Annotated in this window: 14 protein-coding genes; 3 read left to right on the top strand and 11 right to left on the bottom strand. The window is 65.8% G+C overall.

The window, feature by feature from the left end; genetic code table 11:
- The 9 genes from ccsB to WAN02_RS03115 all read right to left on the bottom strand — a co-directional run.
- A partial coding sequence (ccsB, locus tag WAN02_RS03155) for a c-type cytochrome biogenesis protein CcsB (protein WP_422262732.1) occupies nt 1-903 on the bottom strand: 903 nt, incomplete at its 3' end.
- 52 nt (nt 904-955) lie between these two features.
- Nucleotides 956-2,500, bottom strand: coding sequence for a cytochrome c biogenesis protein ResB (locus tag WAN02_RS03150; protein WP_422262734.1), 1,545 nt, complete (start codon nt 2,498-2,500; stop codon nt 956-958).
- Between the two features lie 47 nt (nt 2,501-2,547).
- Complete coding sequence (locus WAN02_RS03145) at nt 2,548-3,309, bottom strand: cytochrome c biogenesis CcdA family protein (protein ID WP_422262731.1); 762 nt, start codon at nt 3,307-3,309, stop codon at nt 2,548-2,550.
- Nucleotides 3,306-3,905 carry a TlpA disulfide reductase family protein gene (locus WAN02_RS03140; RefSeq protein ID WP_422262730.1) on the bottom strand — a complete coding sequence of 200 codons (600 nt, stop codon included), beginning with the start codon at nt 3,903-3,905 and terminating at the stop codon, nt 3,306-3,308. Before WAN02_RS03140 ends, WAN02_RS03145 begins: the two co-directional genes overlap by 4 nt.
- A complete protein-coding gene (locus WAN02_RS03135) occupies nt 3,902-4,510 on the bottom strand; it encodes a histidine phosphatase family protein (protein ID WP_422262729.1) in 609 nt (202 codons plus the stop codon). Before WAN02_RS03135 ends, WAN02_RS03140 begins: the two co-directional genes overlap by 4 nt.
- Nucleotides 4,510-5,808 carry a glutamate-1-semialdehyde 2,1-aminomutase gene (gene hemL, locus WAN02_RS03130; protein WP_422262728.1) on the bottom strand — a complete coding sequence of 433 codons (1,299 nt, stop codon included), beginning with the start codon at nt 5,806-5,808 and terminating at the stop codon, nt 4,510-4,512. The genes WAN02_RS03135 and hemL overlap by 1 nt, the downstream gene beginning before the upstream one ends.
- An 80-nt stretch (nt 5,809-5,888) precedes the next feature.
- Entirely contained in the window at nt 5,889-6,347 is a 459-nt protein-coding gene (locus tag WAN02_RS03125) for a hypothetical protein (RefSeq protein ID WP_422262727.1), read from the bottom strand.
- A 96-nt stretch (nt 6,348-6,443) separates the two neighbouring features.
- Nucleotides 6,444-7,586: a phosphoglycerate mutase family protein gene (locus tag WAN02_RS03120; RefSeq protein ID WP_422262726.1), complete on the bottom strand. Its 1,143-nt coding sequence runs from the start codon at nt 7,584-7,586 to the stop codon at nt 6,444-6,446.
- 14 nt (nt 7,587-7,600) lie between these two features.
- Nucleotides 7,601-8,734 (bottom strand): phosphoglycerate mutase family protein, encoded by a 1,134-nt coding sequence (locus WAN02_RS03115; RefSeq protein WP_422262725.1) that lies wholly within the window; start codon nt 8,732-8,734, stop codon nt 7,601-7,603.
- 142 nt (nt 8,735-8,876) lie between these two features.
- Here WAN02_RS03115 and WAN02_RS03110 point away from each other — a divergent pair, with 142 nt between their 5' ends.
- Nucleotides 8,877-10,175 carry a PucR family transcriptional regulator gene (locus tag WAN02_RS03110; RefSeq protein WP_422262724.1) on the top strand — a complete coding sequence of 433 codons (1,299 nt, stop codon included), beginning with the start codon at nt 8,877-8,879 and terminating at the stop codon, nt 10,173-10,175.
- A 62-nt stretch (nt 10,176-10,237) separates the two neighbouring features.
- Nucleotides 10,238-11,113, top strand: coding sequence for a hypothetical protein (locus WAN02_RS03105; RefSeq protein ID WP_422262723.1), 876 nt, complete (start codon nt 10,238-10,240; stop codon nt 11,111-11,113).
- Here WAN02_RS03105 and WAN02_RS03100 read toward each other — a convergent pair.
- Nucleotides 11,094-11,495 carry a nitroreductase/quinone reductase family protein gene (locus WAN02_RS03100; RefSeq protein ID WP_422262733.1) on the bottom strand — a complete coding sequence of 134 codons (402 nt, stop codon included), beginning with the start codon at nt 11,493-11,495 and terminating at the stop codon, nt 11,094-11,096. The two genes, WAN02_RS03105 and WAN02_RS03100, sit on opposite strands and share 20 nt — an antisense overlap.
- Before the next feature lie 22 nt (nt 11,496-11,517).
- Between WAN02_RS03100 and WAN02_RS03095 the strand changes: the two genes are divergently transcribed.
- Entirely contained in the window at nt 11,518-11,913 is a 396-nt protein-coding gene (locus WAN02_RS03095; protein WP_422262722.1) for a nitroreductase family deazaflavin-dependent oxidoreductase, read from the top strand.
- On the opposite strand, the gene WAN02_RS03090 is transcribed toward WAN02_RS03095, so the two are convergent.
- On the bottom strand, nt 11,910-12,917 hold a 1,008-nt coding region (locus WAN02_RS03090), incomplete at its 5' end, for an amino acid permease (protein WP_422262721.1). The genes WAN02_RS03095 and WAN02_RS03090 overlap by 4 nt on opposite strands.

The raw sequence follows: 12,917 nt of genomic DNA, 5'->3' as shown, positions 1-12,917 counted from the left end.
GAACACCATGGCCACAAAACCGACCACATTGATCCAGGCGGCTTTCCTGTCCCGCCAGCCCGCCGTCGAGCGGGCGTGCAGGTAGGCGGCGTAGACCACCCAGGCGATGAAGGCCACCGTCTCCTTGGGGTCCCAGCCCCAATAGCGGCCCCAGGCCTGCTCGGCCCAGATCGCGCCGAAGATCACCCCGAAGCCGAAGACCGGGAAACCGAAGATCGTGGTCCGGTAGGCGATCCGATCCAGCGTCTGCGCGTCGGGCAGCCGCTGTACCAGCTGGGCAAACGCACCCGGAGTGTCCTCACCCAGTCGGGAGGTCCGCAGCAGGAACAGGATGCTGGCCACCCCGGCGACCATGAACACTCCCGAACCCAGGCTGACCACCGATACATGGATGGGCAGCCAGTACGACTGCAGCGCGGGCATCACCGGCGCGGCGTTGGTGTACAGCCAGCGTCCGGACACCGTCAGCAAAATGAGCACCGGTAGCAGCAGGAAGACCCACAGCGGACGGTATTGCGGGCGGCGCAGCACGATCGCGCCCGCGACCAGCCCGCAGAAGCAGGTCAGGTTGATGAACTCGTACATGTTGCCCCACGGCACCCGCTGGGTGGCCAGACCGCGCAACACGATGCACGCGAACAGCAAGCCGATTCCGGCGTAGACCAGGATCAGCCCGGCCCGCCCGACCCGCTCATCGAACGGCCGGCGCGGAGCGTCGGTCACCACGCCGGGGGTCGCGCTGTTCGCACCCACGCCGACCAGTTCGCGGTCGGTTTTGCGGCTGCGCGTGTAGGCGAGTTCGACGGCCAGCAGCAGCAAGGCGGCGACCATGATCACCACCGCGGACGTGAACGCCCAGTCGGAGTTGCGCGCCAGACCGAGGTGGATGTGCGTGGTATTCATTGGCGCCACTCCTCACCGCCGGCTACGCCGGCTTTATCGTCGTCGACGCGGTTCACGGGGTGCTCCTTCCGGTCGCGATCGGCTCAACGGCCGACGTCGTCAATCCCTGCTGAAGGCGAACGACGATTCGCTCGAATTCGTCGCCCCAGCCGGCGTTGTCGGTGCGCGCCAAACCGCCTACCTGGACATTCACCGTACCGGGAGTTCCTGGCAGCAGCCGAACCCAGATCCGCCGTCGGCGCACCAGCAGCGACACCACCAGCCCGGTCATCATTGCGATCGCGAACACCAGCACCCAAATCTGGCCCGGGTCGTGCGAGACCTGCAGATTGACGAACGGCACCGCGCCGTCGAAACGTACGACGGTGCCCGCTGCTGGGCCCTGGTCGATCCGCACCTGGTCGCCGACGCGCAGGTTGACCCGCTTGACCCTGTTGAGCCGATGCTGGTCGATGAGGCGCGGATCCAGGGAGTACAGCGACTGCGGCCGACCGGTGTCCAGTCCGGCGTCACCGGAGTAGATGTCGATGGCGACCGCCGGGGCATTCAGCGCGGGAAAGCTCGACGACAGTAGGGTGCCCTCGAGTTGCTCGGTCGGCGCCAGCAGACCCTGGATGGCGATCTGGTGTTTGCGACGTTCGACGGCGTCCGGGTAGGTGCCTGCCGGCGGGTCGATCCGGGCCACCCCCGACGACAGCAGCGTGCGCGCATTGTCGGGCCGCCACTGGACCGTCGAGCTGCGGGTCTGCCCGTCCGGGAAGACCACAGTGAACGTCGGCGCGTAGCCGTGGCCCTGCAGGTAGACCCGGTCGCCGCTGACTCGCAGCGGGTGGTTGACCTCCAGCCGGTAAGGCCGCCAACCACCGCCGGTCAGATCGCGGCCCGACTGGTAGTCAATATCCGCGGCGAACGACGTCGCCTGCCCGGACGGCAGATACTTTGCCTTGAAGTCGTTGACACGCAAGCAGATCGGGTGCAGCGACGTGCCGTCGACGGTGTTGCCGGCCCGGAATGAGTCGAACGCCGCAGGTGATGCCGAGCAGAACCCGGGACCGCCGTCGGCGATGACGACGACGTTGCCCTCGTAACCGAACAGCTTGCCCGCGGCCACCGCGACCAGCAGACCCAACAGCGAAAAATGGAAGACCAGGTTGCCGAATTCGCGCAGATAGCCTTTCTCCGCCGAGATTTCGATGCCCTCGTCGCGGCGGACGACGGTACGCCAGCCACGCAGGTGCCCTGCCATCGACGTCGCCACATCGTCGGGTTCACCGGCGACGGTGGCCGCGGCGTGCTTGGGCAGCCGGGTCAGGTTGCGGGGCGCGGGCACCGGCATTGCCCGCATGCTGCGGGCGTGCTCGATCATCCGCGGCGTCAGGCAACCCAGCAGCGACACAAACAGCAATGTGTAGATCGCGGTGAACCAGAAGCTGCCAAACACGTTGAACGCCTGAAGTTTATCCAGCCACGGCCCGATCTTCAGGTGGGTGGCAAGGTAGTCGTCGACCTTGCCGGCGTTGAGGCTGCGCTGCGGCAGCAGCGCGCCCGGCATCGCGCCCAGCGCCAGCAGGAACAGCAGGACCAGCGCGGTGCCCATCGAGGTCAGCGCGCGCCAGGTGTTGCGGGCCCACGCGAATAGCCGGCTCAAATCGGCAACCTCACATCCGACACGAACCCGTCGCGCAGCCAGGACACGAAATCGTTCCACCCGCCGCTGACCAGCGCGACGCCCACCGCGATCAGCAGCGCACCGCCGAAGATCTGCAGCGCCCTGGAGTGGCGTCGCAGCCAGTCGAGGCCGGCGACGGCCGACGCCGATCCAAAAGCCAACAGCACGAACGGGATTCCCAGTCCGAGGCAGTACGCGATAACCAGCACAATCCCCCGCGCCACGCTGGCGCCGTCGGTCGCGGATGCGACCGTGATGACCCCGGCCAGCGTCGGGCCCAGACACGGCGTCCACCCCAATGCGAAGACCGCGCCAAGCAGCGGTGCCCCGGCCACGGTCGACAGCTGCCGCGGCGCGAACCGGAGCTGGCGTTGCAGCGCGGGGACATATCCCACGAACACCAGGCCCATCAGGATGGTCAGCACACCACCGACCCGTTGCAGCACAAGCTGATTGGTGATCAGGGTGGTCGTCATGCCCAGCACGGCGACCGTGCCGAGCAGGAAGACCACAGTGAACCCGGCGACGAACAGCGCTGCCGACCCGGTCACCCGCCACCGCGCATTCGGCGGAGCGTTCCCCGATTCGTCGACGCCGACAACGGCGGCCAGATACGACAAGTAGCCGGGTACCAGCGGTACCACGCACGGCGATGCGAACGATACCAGCCCGGCCAGCACGGACACCGCCAGCGCGAGTAAAAGCGGTCCGGCGGCAGCGGTTTCGGTGAAACTCATTGCGGCCCCGGTTCTGCGGCGATCCGCTGCACCACCGGCTGGAGGTCCTCGGCGAGCAGTTCGCGCAGGAACACCGCGGCTACCCGGTGGCTGCGGTCGAGCACCAGCGTGGACGGAATCACCGATGTGGGGTACTTGCCGCCGAACGCGATCATGGTCCGCATCGCCGGGTCGTAGATCGACGGGAACGTCACCTTGCGGTCTTTGACGAAGTCCTGAGCCGCCTGACGGTTGTTGTCGCGCACGTCGATACCCAACAGCGCCACCCCGTTGGCGCGGGTGGCGTCGTACACCTGTTGTAGTGCGGAAGCCTCGGCCCGGCACGGCCCGCACCATTGACCCCAGACATTGATCACGACAACCTTGCCGGCGAACTCGTCGACCGACACCGTGCGGGACGGGTCCATCAACTCCGGGCCGGATACCGGTCCCGGTCGGCCACGACGGTCGGGCGGATCGTAGAAGATGTCGGTTTTGCCTCCGGGAGAGACGAATTCGAAGGTGCCGCCTTGCGCGACCGCGTCGTCACCGTGCGAGCAGCCGACCAGCAGGCCGGCTACTGCTACGGCGACGAACGCCAGCCGCCGCCTGGTCAACTGAGTGCCGGCTCGCTGTACAGCACGTCGATCAGCCGGTCGCCGTCGTACACCAGCGACGTCACCGAACCGACCGCGCACTCTCGGCGGCGCGGGTCGTGCCAGAGCCGCTTGCCGGTCAGCGACAACCGCCCCGTCCATACCGGGAGCTGATGGCTGACGCAAACGGCCTCGTGGCCGGCGGCCCGGGCGCGGGCCTTGTCTATCGCGGTCGTCATGCGGGCCGCGATCTGCTTGTACGGCTCACCCCACGACGGGGTGAACGGGTTGCGCAGCTGCCACCAGAACCGCGGGTCCCGCCAGGCGCCGTCGCCCGGACCTACCCTCTTGCCCTCGAAGAAGTTGGCCGACTCGATCAGGTCGGGATCGGTGTCGACCTCCAGGTTGTGGCGGGCGGCGATCGGTGCGGCGGTCTCCTGCGCGCGCTGCAGTGGGGAGGCGATGACGGCGACGATGTCGCGGTCGGCCAGCGCGTCAGCCGCCGCTTGTGCCTGTCGAACTCCTTTGTCGGACAACCGAAATCCGGGCAGTCGTCCGTAGAGAACGCCGTCGGGGTTGTACACCTCGCCGTGCCGGATCAGGTGGACGCGGGTCTGTTCGGCCATCAGGGCTTGCTCTCCTTGGCTGCGGCGTCGGCGGCCGCAGGTAACGCGTCGGCGATTCGGGCGAACGCGGCGTCGTCGAGCGCCGCCGAGACAAACCAGGCTTCGAAGGCGCTGCAGGGCGGGTAGACGCCGCCGTCCAGCAACGCATGGAAAAACGGCGCGAAGCGCCACGTCTCGCTGGCGCGAGCCGATGCGAAGTCGGTGACCGGCGCTTCGCCGAAGAACACGCTGAGCATGTTGCCGGCTCGCGGGATCTGATGTGGCACACCGGCTTCGGTCAGGGCCACCGACAGCAGGACGGCCAGTCGGTCGGCATTGGCATCGAGCGCCGCATACACCGCGTTGTCGGCGGCCCGCAGCGTGGCCAGCCCGGCGGCGACCGCGACCGGGTTACCGGACAGCGTGCCGGCCTGATACACCGGGCCCAGCGGCGCGAGCCGTTGCATCACCTCGGCACGCCCACCGAAGGCCGCGGCGGGCAGCCCGCCGCTCATCACCTTGCCGAAGGTGAACAGGTCGGCGTCAACTGGATCGATTCCGTACCAACCACTTCGGCTGACCCGGAACCCGGTCATCACCTCGTCGACGATCAACAGCGCACCATGTTTGGCGGTGATCGCCCGTAGCGCGGCGTTGTAGCCCGGCACGGGTGGCACGACCCCCATGTTGCCGGGGCTGGCCTCGGTGATCACGGCCGCGATCTGGTCACCGAACTGATCGAACGTCTGCTGTACGGCATCAACGTCGTTGTAGGGCAACACAATCGTGTCGGCAGCGGTCGCACCGGTGACTCCCGGCGAGGACGGCAGGCCCAGCGTCGCGACCCCGGAGCCGGCGTCGGCCAGCAACGCGTCGACGTGACCGTGGTAGCAGCCGGAGAACTTGACGATCTTGGCTCGGCCGGTGAATCCGCGGGCCAGTCGTACCGCGCTCATGGTCGCCTCGGTGCCGGAGTTGACCAACCGGATCAGGTCAACCGGCGCCACCCGGTCGATGATCTCGGCGGCGAGTTCGCTTTCGGCGGGGGTCGGGGCCCCGAACGACAGGCCGCTGGCGGCAGCCTTGGTGACGGCTTCCACCACCGACGGGTGCGCGTGGCCGAGGATCATCGGCCCCCACGAGCAGACCAGGTCGACGTAGCGGTTGCCGTCGGCGTCGGTCAGCCAGTAGCCGCCGGCCTCGGTGATGAAGCGGGGGGTGCCGCCGACCGCCTTGAACGCTCGCACCGGCGAGTTCACCCCGCCCGGAATCACCGCGCAGGCGGCGTCGAAAAGCTTCGACGAGACCTCGGTATGCACGTGCTCCAGTGTCCCAGCCGGTGGGAGTGGTCCGACTACAGGGTGTAGTTGTCGCGTCTTCGACGGCGGTCGGGCGGTGGCTACACCGCAGGCAGCGGCAATTCGGTGCGAAGGGTGGGCGCCGGCCGCGCCGCGCAAGCAAGCCGCCATTCCTCGGCTTCGATGGCGACGACCTTGGCGTCGATCGCCACCTGGATGTATTCGCGGCGGTAGACCTCGGCGACGATGAGCCGGCTCATGCGGGTGCACCACCGGGCGACTGATTCGTCATCGCTGGCCTCAGCGCCGGCGAGCAGGACTGAGTACAGCCCTTCGAGCTCCGCGGCGTCGAGCTTGGCCAGCGGCTGGCCGGGTTCGGTCGTGGCGCCGTCGATGCGAACGCCGGTGGTCACCGTCACCAGCCGCACCAGCAGAGCATCGGACACCGACGCGGCCCACCGCGCCAGGCCCCGATGCCGCGATTGGGCCAGTTGGCTGCAGACGCCGAGCAGCGTGCAGGTGGCCTCTTCGGGCAGTTCGTCGACGGCGGGATGGGTCATTGTGATCCTCCTGATACTCGTGAAGAGGCATTCGGTGCAGATCTCGATCCGGTTGGGTCGGATTTCCAGGCGGTGGAGGCTGCCGAATTCGCGACGTCAGAACAACAGGGCGACAGCGTCGCTGAGGCTCATCCCGGCATCGCCCGCCGCTTGCGAGACCGTCTCGGCAGCCAGGCTCTGCGAAGCATCAATGATGTTGTTGACGACCGACTCCGGGAACTGGAATATTGCCGCGTCAACGCTTTGCATCCCAGCCTGAATCGCAGTCTCGAGCGTTGCTGGATCGCCGCCGAGGGCGGCCTCGTAGATGCTCCAGGCCGCCGTTTGCGGCGCGATGATCAGATCGCGCAAGTCCATGAGCAACTGCGTCAGCAATCCCGGATCCGCTGGGACGGGTTGACCGTCCCAGCTGACCAGCGTCCAGCCGTCGGTGGGGTTGCCCTCGATTTGGATGACGCCGCCGCCGGGCAGCAAATCATCTCCATCCCCGCCGGGGTCGAGAAGTTGTGCGATGGTTCGGGTTAAGAGGATTGAGACATCGGGGTTTTTGACGTTCAGCCCCACCCACGCGGCGATGTCAGCCTCGTTGTTGAACGCCACATCGGTGATCTGGCCGTCTGCGCTGACGACCGGGTTGGCCAGGGCGGCGTTGTACATCGCATCGACGGCGTCGGTGACCTTTTGGTCGGTGACGATCCCGTTGACGTAACTCGATCCTGGGATTGGCACCGAAACCAGTCCGAACGTTGTCCACAGAAATGGGGTCACTTGGTACAGGAAACCGCCAAGGCTGTCGAGCGGATCGCCCGCGTAGATGCCGCTGTCGATCTCGTCCAGCCCGGGCAATATCTGTACGGCATCGCTCATGTGCTCGAGCGCGGCGAACGGCGCCGCAGTCTGTATGTCCCTGATGGATTCGCCGGAGAAAATCCCGGCCACGTGTTGACCCAGCTCGTTGAACAGTTGGTTCCCGACGTCCTGGGCCTGCTGCTGACCGAGATCGCTCAGCGGAGGTCCCGGATAGTCCGGCGACGGGGTGACGACCTCGTTGAAAGGGGGCAATCGCTGTCCGTGCCGCACGATGTCGATCACGATGTCTTGTGCGTCGCCGGAGGTCAGCTTGACCTCGGCCACCCGGACCTCGGGTACGGCTGGCGATGCCGTAGGAGTCACGACAACGATGGCGGCGCAGATGACCGCGATGCTCGCGGTGACATCAAGGCGAAAGTCGAGCCGCATCTTGCACCTACGGCTTAGAACCACGACGCAAGAACATCGCTGAGCGTCGCGCCCGCCTCCGTGGCGACGGCGTTCGTCACTGCGTCCTCGATGGAGTTGATGACCGATTCGGGGAACTGGGCCAGCGCCGTATCGACCTGATCGAATCCGGTCTGAACCGCGTTCATGATCGTGGTCGAATCGCCGCCGAGGATGGCCTCCCAAATGTTCCACTCCGCCGTTTGTTCAGGTAGGGCCACGTCACGCAGGTCGACGAAGAGCGAAGACAGCAAATCCGGATTTTGCGGAATGGCTTGCCCGTCCCAACTGACCAGCGTCCAGCCGTCGGTCGGGTTGCCCTCGATTTGGACGACGCCGGTGTTGGGCAGCAAAACCGTCGACAGCCCGTCGGGGACGGTGTGCGCCTCGATGATGCGCTGGATGAAAAACGGGATGTCGGGATTCTTCACGTTCATCAAGGCCCAGACAAAGATCGACGCTTCGCTGTTGAAGGCGACGTCGGTGATGTGACCGTTGTCGCTGACCACGGGGTTGGCGATGGCGTCGCCGTACATCGTGTCGATCGCGTCAGTGAACCTCTGATCGAACACCACACCGTTGACGTCCGAGGAGCCCGGAGCCTGCAGCAGCGCCAATCCGAACGGCGCTCCCAGCGACCACGCTCCCGCGGTCAGAAACGCAAGCTGGCCGCCCGTGCTGTCAATCGGATCGAGAGCGTAAATGCCGCTGTCGATCTCGTCGAGCCCGGGCAATATCTGCACGTTGTCGCTCATGTTCTCGAGCCCGGCGAACGGCGCCGCGGTTTCCATCTCCCGCAGACCCTGTCCCTCGAAGATGCCGGCGACGTGTTGACCCAACTGATTGAAAAGCTGGTTCCCCACGTCCTGCGCCTGCTGCTGCCCGAGATCACTGAGCGGAGCGCCCGGAAACGCCGGGGAAGGAGTGAGCTCGTCTTCGAATGGCGAAATCATTTGTGCGTGCCGGACGACGTCGATCACGACGTCTGTGTCATCGCCGGCGGTGAGCTGCATGTCAGGCGCATAGACGCTGCGCGGCGCCGTCGTCGCGGTCGTCGGGGCGACGGCGATGACGCTGGCGCCGATGACTGCAATACCTGCTGTGACGTAGGAGCAATACCGGAGTCGCACGCTGCACCCACCTAAAAATAACCTGATAATTTTGTTACATCACGCTTAATAGTCTGCGGTCGCGCTCGGTAGAACAAGGGCATCTTGCACCAATAACAATTTGCGATAGTGCATAGTGCACTAATCCAGCTACGCTCGGCCGATGGACCGGGGGAGGCCTTCGGAGCGGGTTTGCGAGCTGATCCAGCAGGGCGCCAAGATGATCGTCGACGCGCCTGAAGGTGCACTCGAAGAACTGAACAGGGCCACGCTGACTCCGGAGTACATGCGGACCGTCGCTGGCGATCCCGTGCTCGCCGAGGCGGTGCGCCTGAGCAATCGGTCAAATCGGCTGCACTGGGCGGCCGCCAACATCAGTCATCCCGGCGAACCGGTACCCGCCAACCTTGGGCCCGAGTCATTGACCATCGCCCGCTATCTGATTCGCCGCGGCCTGGACGAGTCGACAGCCATTGATGCCTACCGGATCGGACAAAATACGGCGTGGAGTGCCTGGATGCAGATCGCGTTCGCACTGACATCCGACCTCGACGAATTGCACGAACTACTCGACGTCTCTTCGCGTTCGATCGCCTCGTTCATCGACGCGACGGTTGCCGGGATCTACCACCAGATCCAGATCGAACGCGACGAGTTGACCCGCGGAACGCATGCCGACCACCGCGAGATCATCGCGCTCATCCTCGACGGTGCCCCGATCACGCGACAACACGCCGAGAACAGGCTCGGTTACCGTCTCGGGCAGGACCACACCGCCGCCGTGATCTGGGGCGACGAATCGAACACCAGCCTCGCCGATCTAGACCGTGCGGTCGAGACGATGGTGCACCACGCCGACGGGCGCCGCCCGCTGTCTGTGCTCGTCGGTGCCGCGACGCGATGGGTGTGGTTGCCCGGCCCCGTCGGCCCGGACCTGTCGGGTGTCACCCTTGCGATGAGTCAACTGGCTGGGGTGCGAATCGCCCTCGGGCCCACGGCAGCGGGAATCGAGGGCTTCCGGCGTAGTCATTTCGACGCGGTCACCACTCAGCGCATGGTGCTACGGCTGGGTTCGACCCAGCGGGTCGCCAGCTTCACCGACGTCGAACTCATTGCGTTGATAACCGCGGATCCTGAGCGGGCGGACCGGTTCATTAAACACACGCTGGGCGATTTCGAGTCGGCCGACGCCGAACTCCAGCAGACCGTTCTCACCTTCGTCCACGAGCAGTGCAACGCCTCGAGGGCGGCCGCGCGCTTGTTTACGCATCGAAACACTTTGTTGCGCAGGATCGGTCGTGCCGACGAGCTGCTGCCACAACCGTTGAAAGACACCTGCGTGCATGTCGCGGTGGCATTGGAAGCCTTGCGCTGGCGTGGTGCCACCAGTCCGCCGCCGGCGTTGGGCGATGCCGATCGCGACGCGGTTCGGCGGCCCGGTGATCGAGCTCGCCAGATCTGACCCCAAACGAGCCCAACTCGCCGCCCACGCGTCGGCTATGCCGTTGGAGGAATACTCGGCGGGTGACCCGAAAATCGGCCCGCGAGGTTGCAGTCGCCAGCGTCGGAGCCGTCCGCGACGACCCGGCCGGACGGCTGGCCCTGATGCGCAGCCAATACCGGGTCCCGCCGAACGTGGACCGCGGCTATCTTCCCTACCGACAAGCGGCGTCGGCCTTCATGCGCTGGCAGCTGCGGCGCGGACTGCTCAACCAGGTCGATTCGTCGAAGCCGGGAAGTCCGTGGTGGCGGGCAATCAACGAGCGCCTGCTCTGCGACGTCGGCGAGGCACGCGCTCTGGCCTTCGGCTATCCGGGGCCGCCGAGCTCGCCGACGGTCGCCACCTGGCTGGAGTTCATTCGAGGTCCCGGCGCCGCCCGCTGGTATCGGGCGCACAACATGAGCGTCGTCGGCGGATACCTCGAACACGAGCTTCTGGCGGCGCGCGAAGGACGAATCGAACGGTTCTTCATGAACCTCGTGCTGGCGCGGGTTCTCTACACCCACGCTATGGTCGCGGCGCCGCGGCTGGCACTGGCCTGGCTGGCCCCCGCCGGGCGGCTGCTCGGCGATCCACGGCTGGGCATGACCGGCATGTTCCTCTCGCTTTCGCGAGTGCTACCCGACCGCTATCCCCTCGGCGACGACGTCGCACCGTACGCGCAGCTCGAACATGGACTCGGGCATCTGCTGGACATCGGCGTCATCACGCCCCGGGTGGAGGGCCTCTACGCGTGGTCAGCCACCGAGCTGAACACTCCGGGCCTACGGCAGCTGCTCTGCGGCCAAACCCCGTGCTACGCCTGGCCGGCGATTGACCAGCAGCCGTGGAATCCGGCCCCGTCCCGGCTGGCCCGGCTGTCACGAAAGCTTCTGCCGGTCAGGCCTTCTTCTCGGTGAGCGCGAACACCGGGTGGTCGGCCGGGTCAGGCAATTTTCGGAAGTACCCCACGACAGCCCTACCCGCCTTCTTCTGGTAGGCGCTCAAGATGGGCTGGCGCTGTGGAGTTGGGGTTTCGTGCGCCTGGTAAGTCACCGCGCCGGTTTTGGCCGTCAGGGTGACGGTGGGGTTGGCGCGGACGTTCTTCACCCACTGCGATTCGCCGCGAGTGGATACCAGATACCGAGTGCCGTCGAGGCTCACGGTGACGACAGGAATTTGCTGCTGCTCCTTGCTGCCCCGCTTTGTGACCGTGAGCGTCTCGGTGTTGCTGATGCCGGTGGCCATCGCGATCCGATTGAAGACCTTGGCGGTGAACCAGGGAGGCTTGAGGTAGGCCATGAAGTAAGAGTTTGATAGCGGCATGCAACTACCGCAACGGCTCGCCCGGTTCAACCGGCACGTGACCAACCCGATTCAGCGGATGTGGGCCGGCTGGGCCCCGTCCTTCGGCATCCTCGAGCACGTCGGACGTCGTTCCGGCAAGCCCTACCGCACCCCGTTGACAGTGTTCAACGCCGACGTCGACGGCAAGCCGGGCGTGGCGATCCTGCTGACCTACGGCCCGGACCGCGACTGGCTGAAGAACCTGAACGCCGCCGGCGGCGGGAAGATGCGCCGCCACGGCAAAACATTCAGCGTCGCCAACCCGCAGACCGTGACCAAGGAAGAGGCGGCGGCACACGTCAGCGGCGCGGCGCACCGGGTCTTCGGCAGATTGCCGTTCGAGCAGGCCGTTCTGCTTACGAAAAGCAATTAATCAGCCTGGGCCGCAACACGTTTGGTCAGGAAATACAACGCGACAGTGACGGCCCAGGACAGCAGGCTGAGCCAGAACTGCGTGCGGGCGGTGCTGTCGAACGCCATCTGTACGAGCACCGCGGCGATCCCGGCCACTGTCAGGATCGACAGGCCGGGGAACAGCCACATCTTGACCCGCAGCCTCTCCGGCGGCGTCTTGCGCCGTAACACGATCTGCGACAGCGCAATCAACAGATAGACGAGCAGCACGATGGCGCCCGACGAGTTGAGTAAGAACTGGAAGACAGTGTTCGGCGCGACGCCAGCCATGATCACACACAGAAATCCCACCACCGACGAGGACACGATCGCGAGGTAGGGCACTCCGCGCCGGCTGACTTTGAGCATCTGGGCCGGCGCCTCGTGCTGACGGGCGAGCACGAACAGCACCCGGGACGCGCTGTAGAGCCCTGAGTTCAGGCAGGACAGCACTGCGGTCAGCACCACCGCGTTCATCACCTCGTCGGCGCCGGGAATACCGATCTGCTTCAACGCCGCCACAAACGGCGAGGAGCCGGACTGCACGGAGTTCCACGGCAGGATGACCGTCAGCAGAAACACCGATCCGACAAAGAAAATCGCGATGCGGGCTGCCACCGCGTTGGTTGCACGCTGAACCGCACGCTGCGGATCCGGCGTTTCCGCGGCGGCGATCGTGGCGATCTCCGCACCGATCATCGAGAAGATCACCGTCACGATGGCGGCGACGGCGCCGTGTAGGCCGTTCGGGAAGAACCCGCCGTGGGCGTGCAGGTTGGAGAAATCGGCGTGCCGATGCGGCCACAGCCCGAACGCGTACATCGAGCCCAGCAGCAGGAAGAGCAGGATGGTCACGACTTTGATTCCGGCGAACCAGAATTCGAATTCGCCGTAGGACGAGACGGAGAACAAGTTCGTCGCCGTCATCAACATCATCAGAATCAGCGACAACAACCACAGTGGCGCGTGGAACCAGTAGGTGAT

It is taken from the genome of Mycobacterium sp., assembly GCF_049281135.1.
Lineage (GTDB): Bacteria > Actinomycetota > Actinomycetes > Mycobacteriales > Mycobacteriaceae > Mycobacterium.
This window is presented reverse-complemented; position numbering and strand designations above follow the sequence as displayed.

Coding starts and splice junctions, on each gene's coding strand:
- WAN02_RS03150 (WP_422262734.1), bottom strand. CDS start 2,500: ATGGGCACCGCGCTGGTCCTGCTGTTCCTGCTGGCGCTGGGCGCGATG.
- WAN02_RS03145 (WP_422262731.1), bottom strand. CDS start 3,309: ATGAGTTTCACCGAAACCGCTGCCGCCGGACCGCTTTTACTCGCGCTG.
- WAN02_RS03135 (WP_422262729.1), bottom strand. CDS start 4,510: ATGGCCGAACAGACCCGCGTCCACCTGATCCGGCACGGCGAGGTGTAC.
- WAN02_RS03125 (WP_422262727.1), bottom strand. CDS start 6,347: ATGACCCATCCCGCCGTCGACGAACTGCCCGAAGAGGCCACCTGCACG.
- WAN02_RS03120 (WP_422262726.1), bottom strand. CDS start 7,586: ATGCGGCTCGACTTTCGCCTTGATGTCACCGCGAGCATCGCGGTCATC.
- WAN02_RS03110 (WP_422262724.1), top strand. CDS start 8,877: ATGGACCGGGGGAGGCCTTCGGAGCGGGTTTGCGAGCTGATCCAGCAG.
- WAN02_RS03100 (WP_422262733.1), bottom strand. CDS start 11,495: ATGGCCTACCTCAAGCCTCCCTGGTTCACCGCCAAGGTCTTCAATCGG.
- WAN02_RS03095 (WP_422262722.1), top strand. CDS start 11,518: ATGCAACTACCGCAACGGCTCGCCCGGTTCAACCGGCACGTGACCAAC.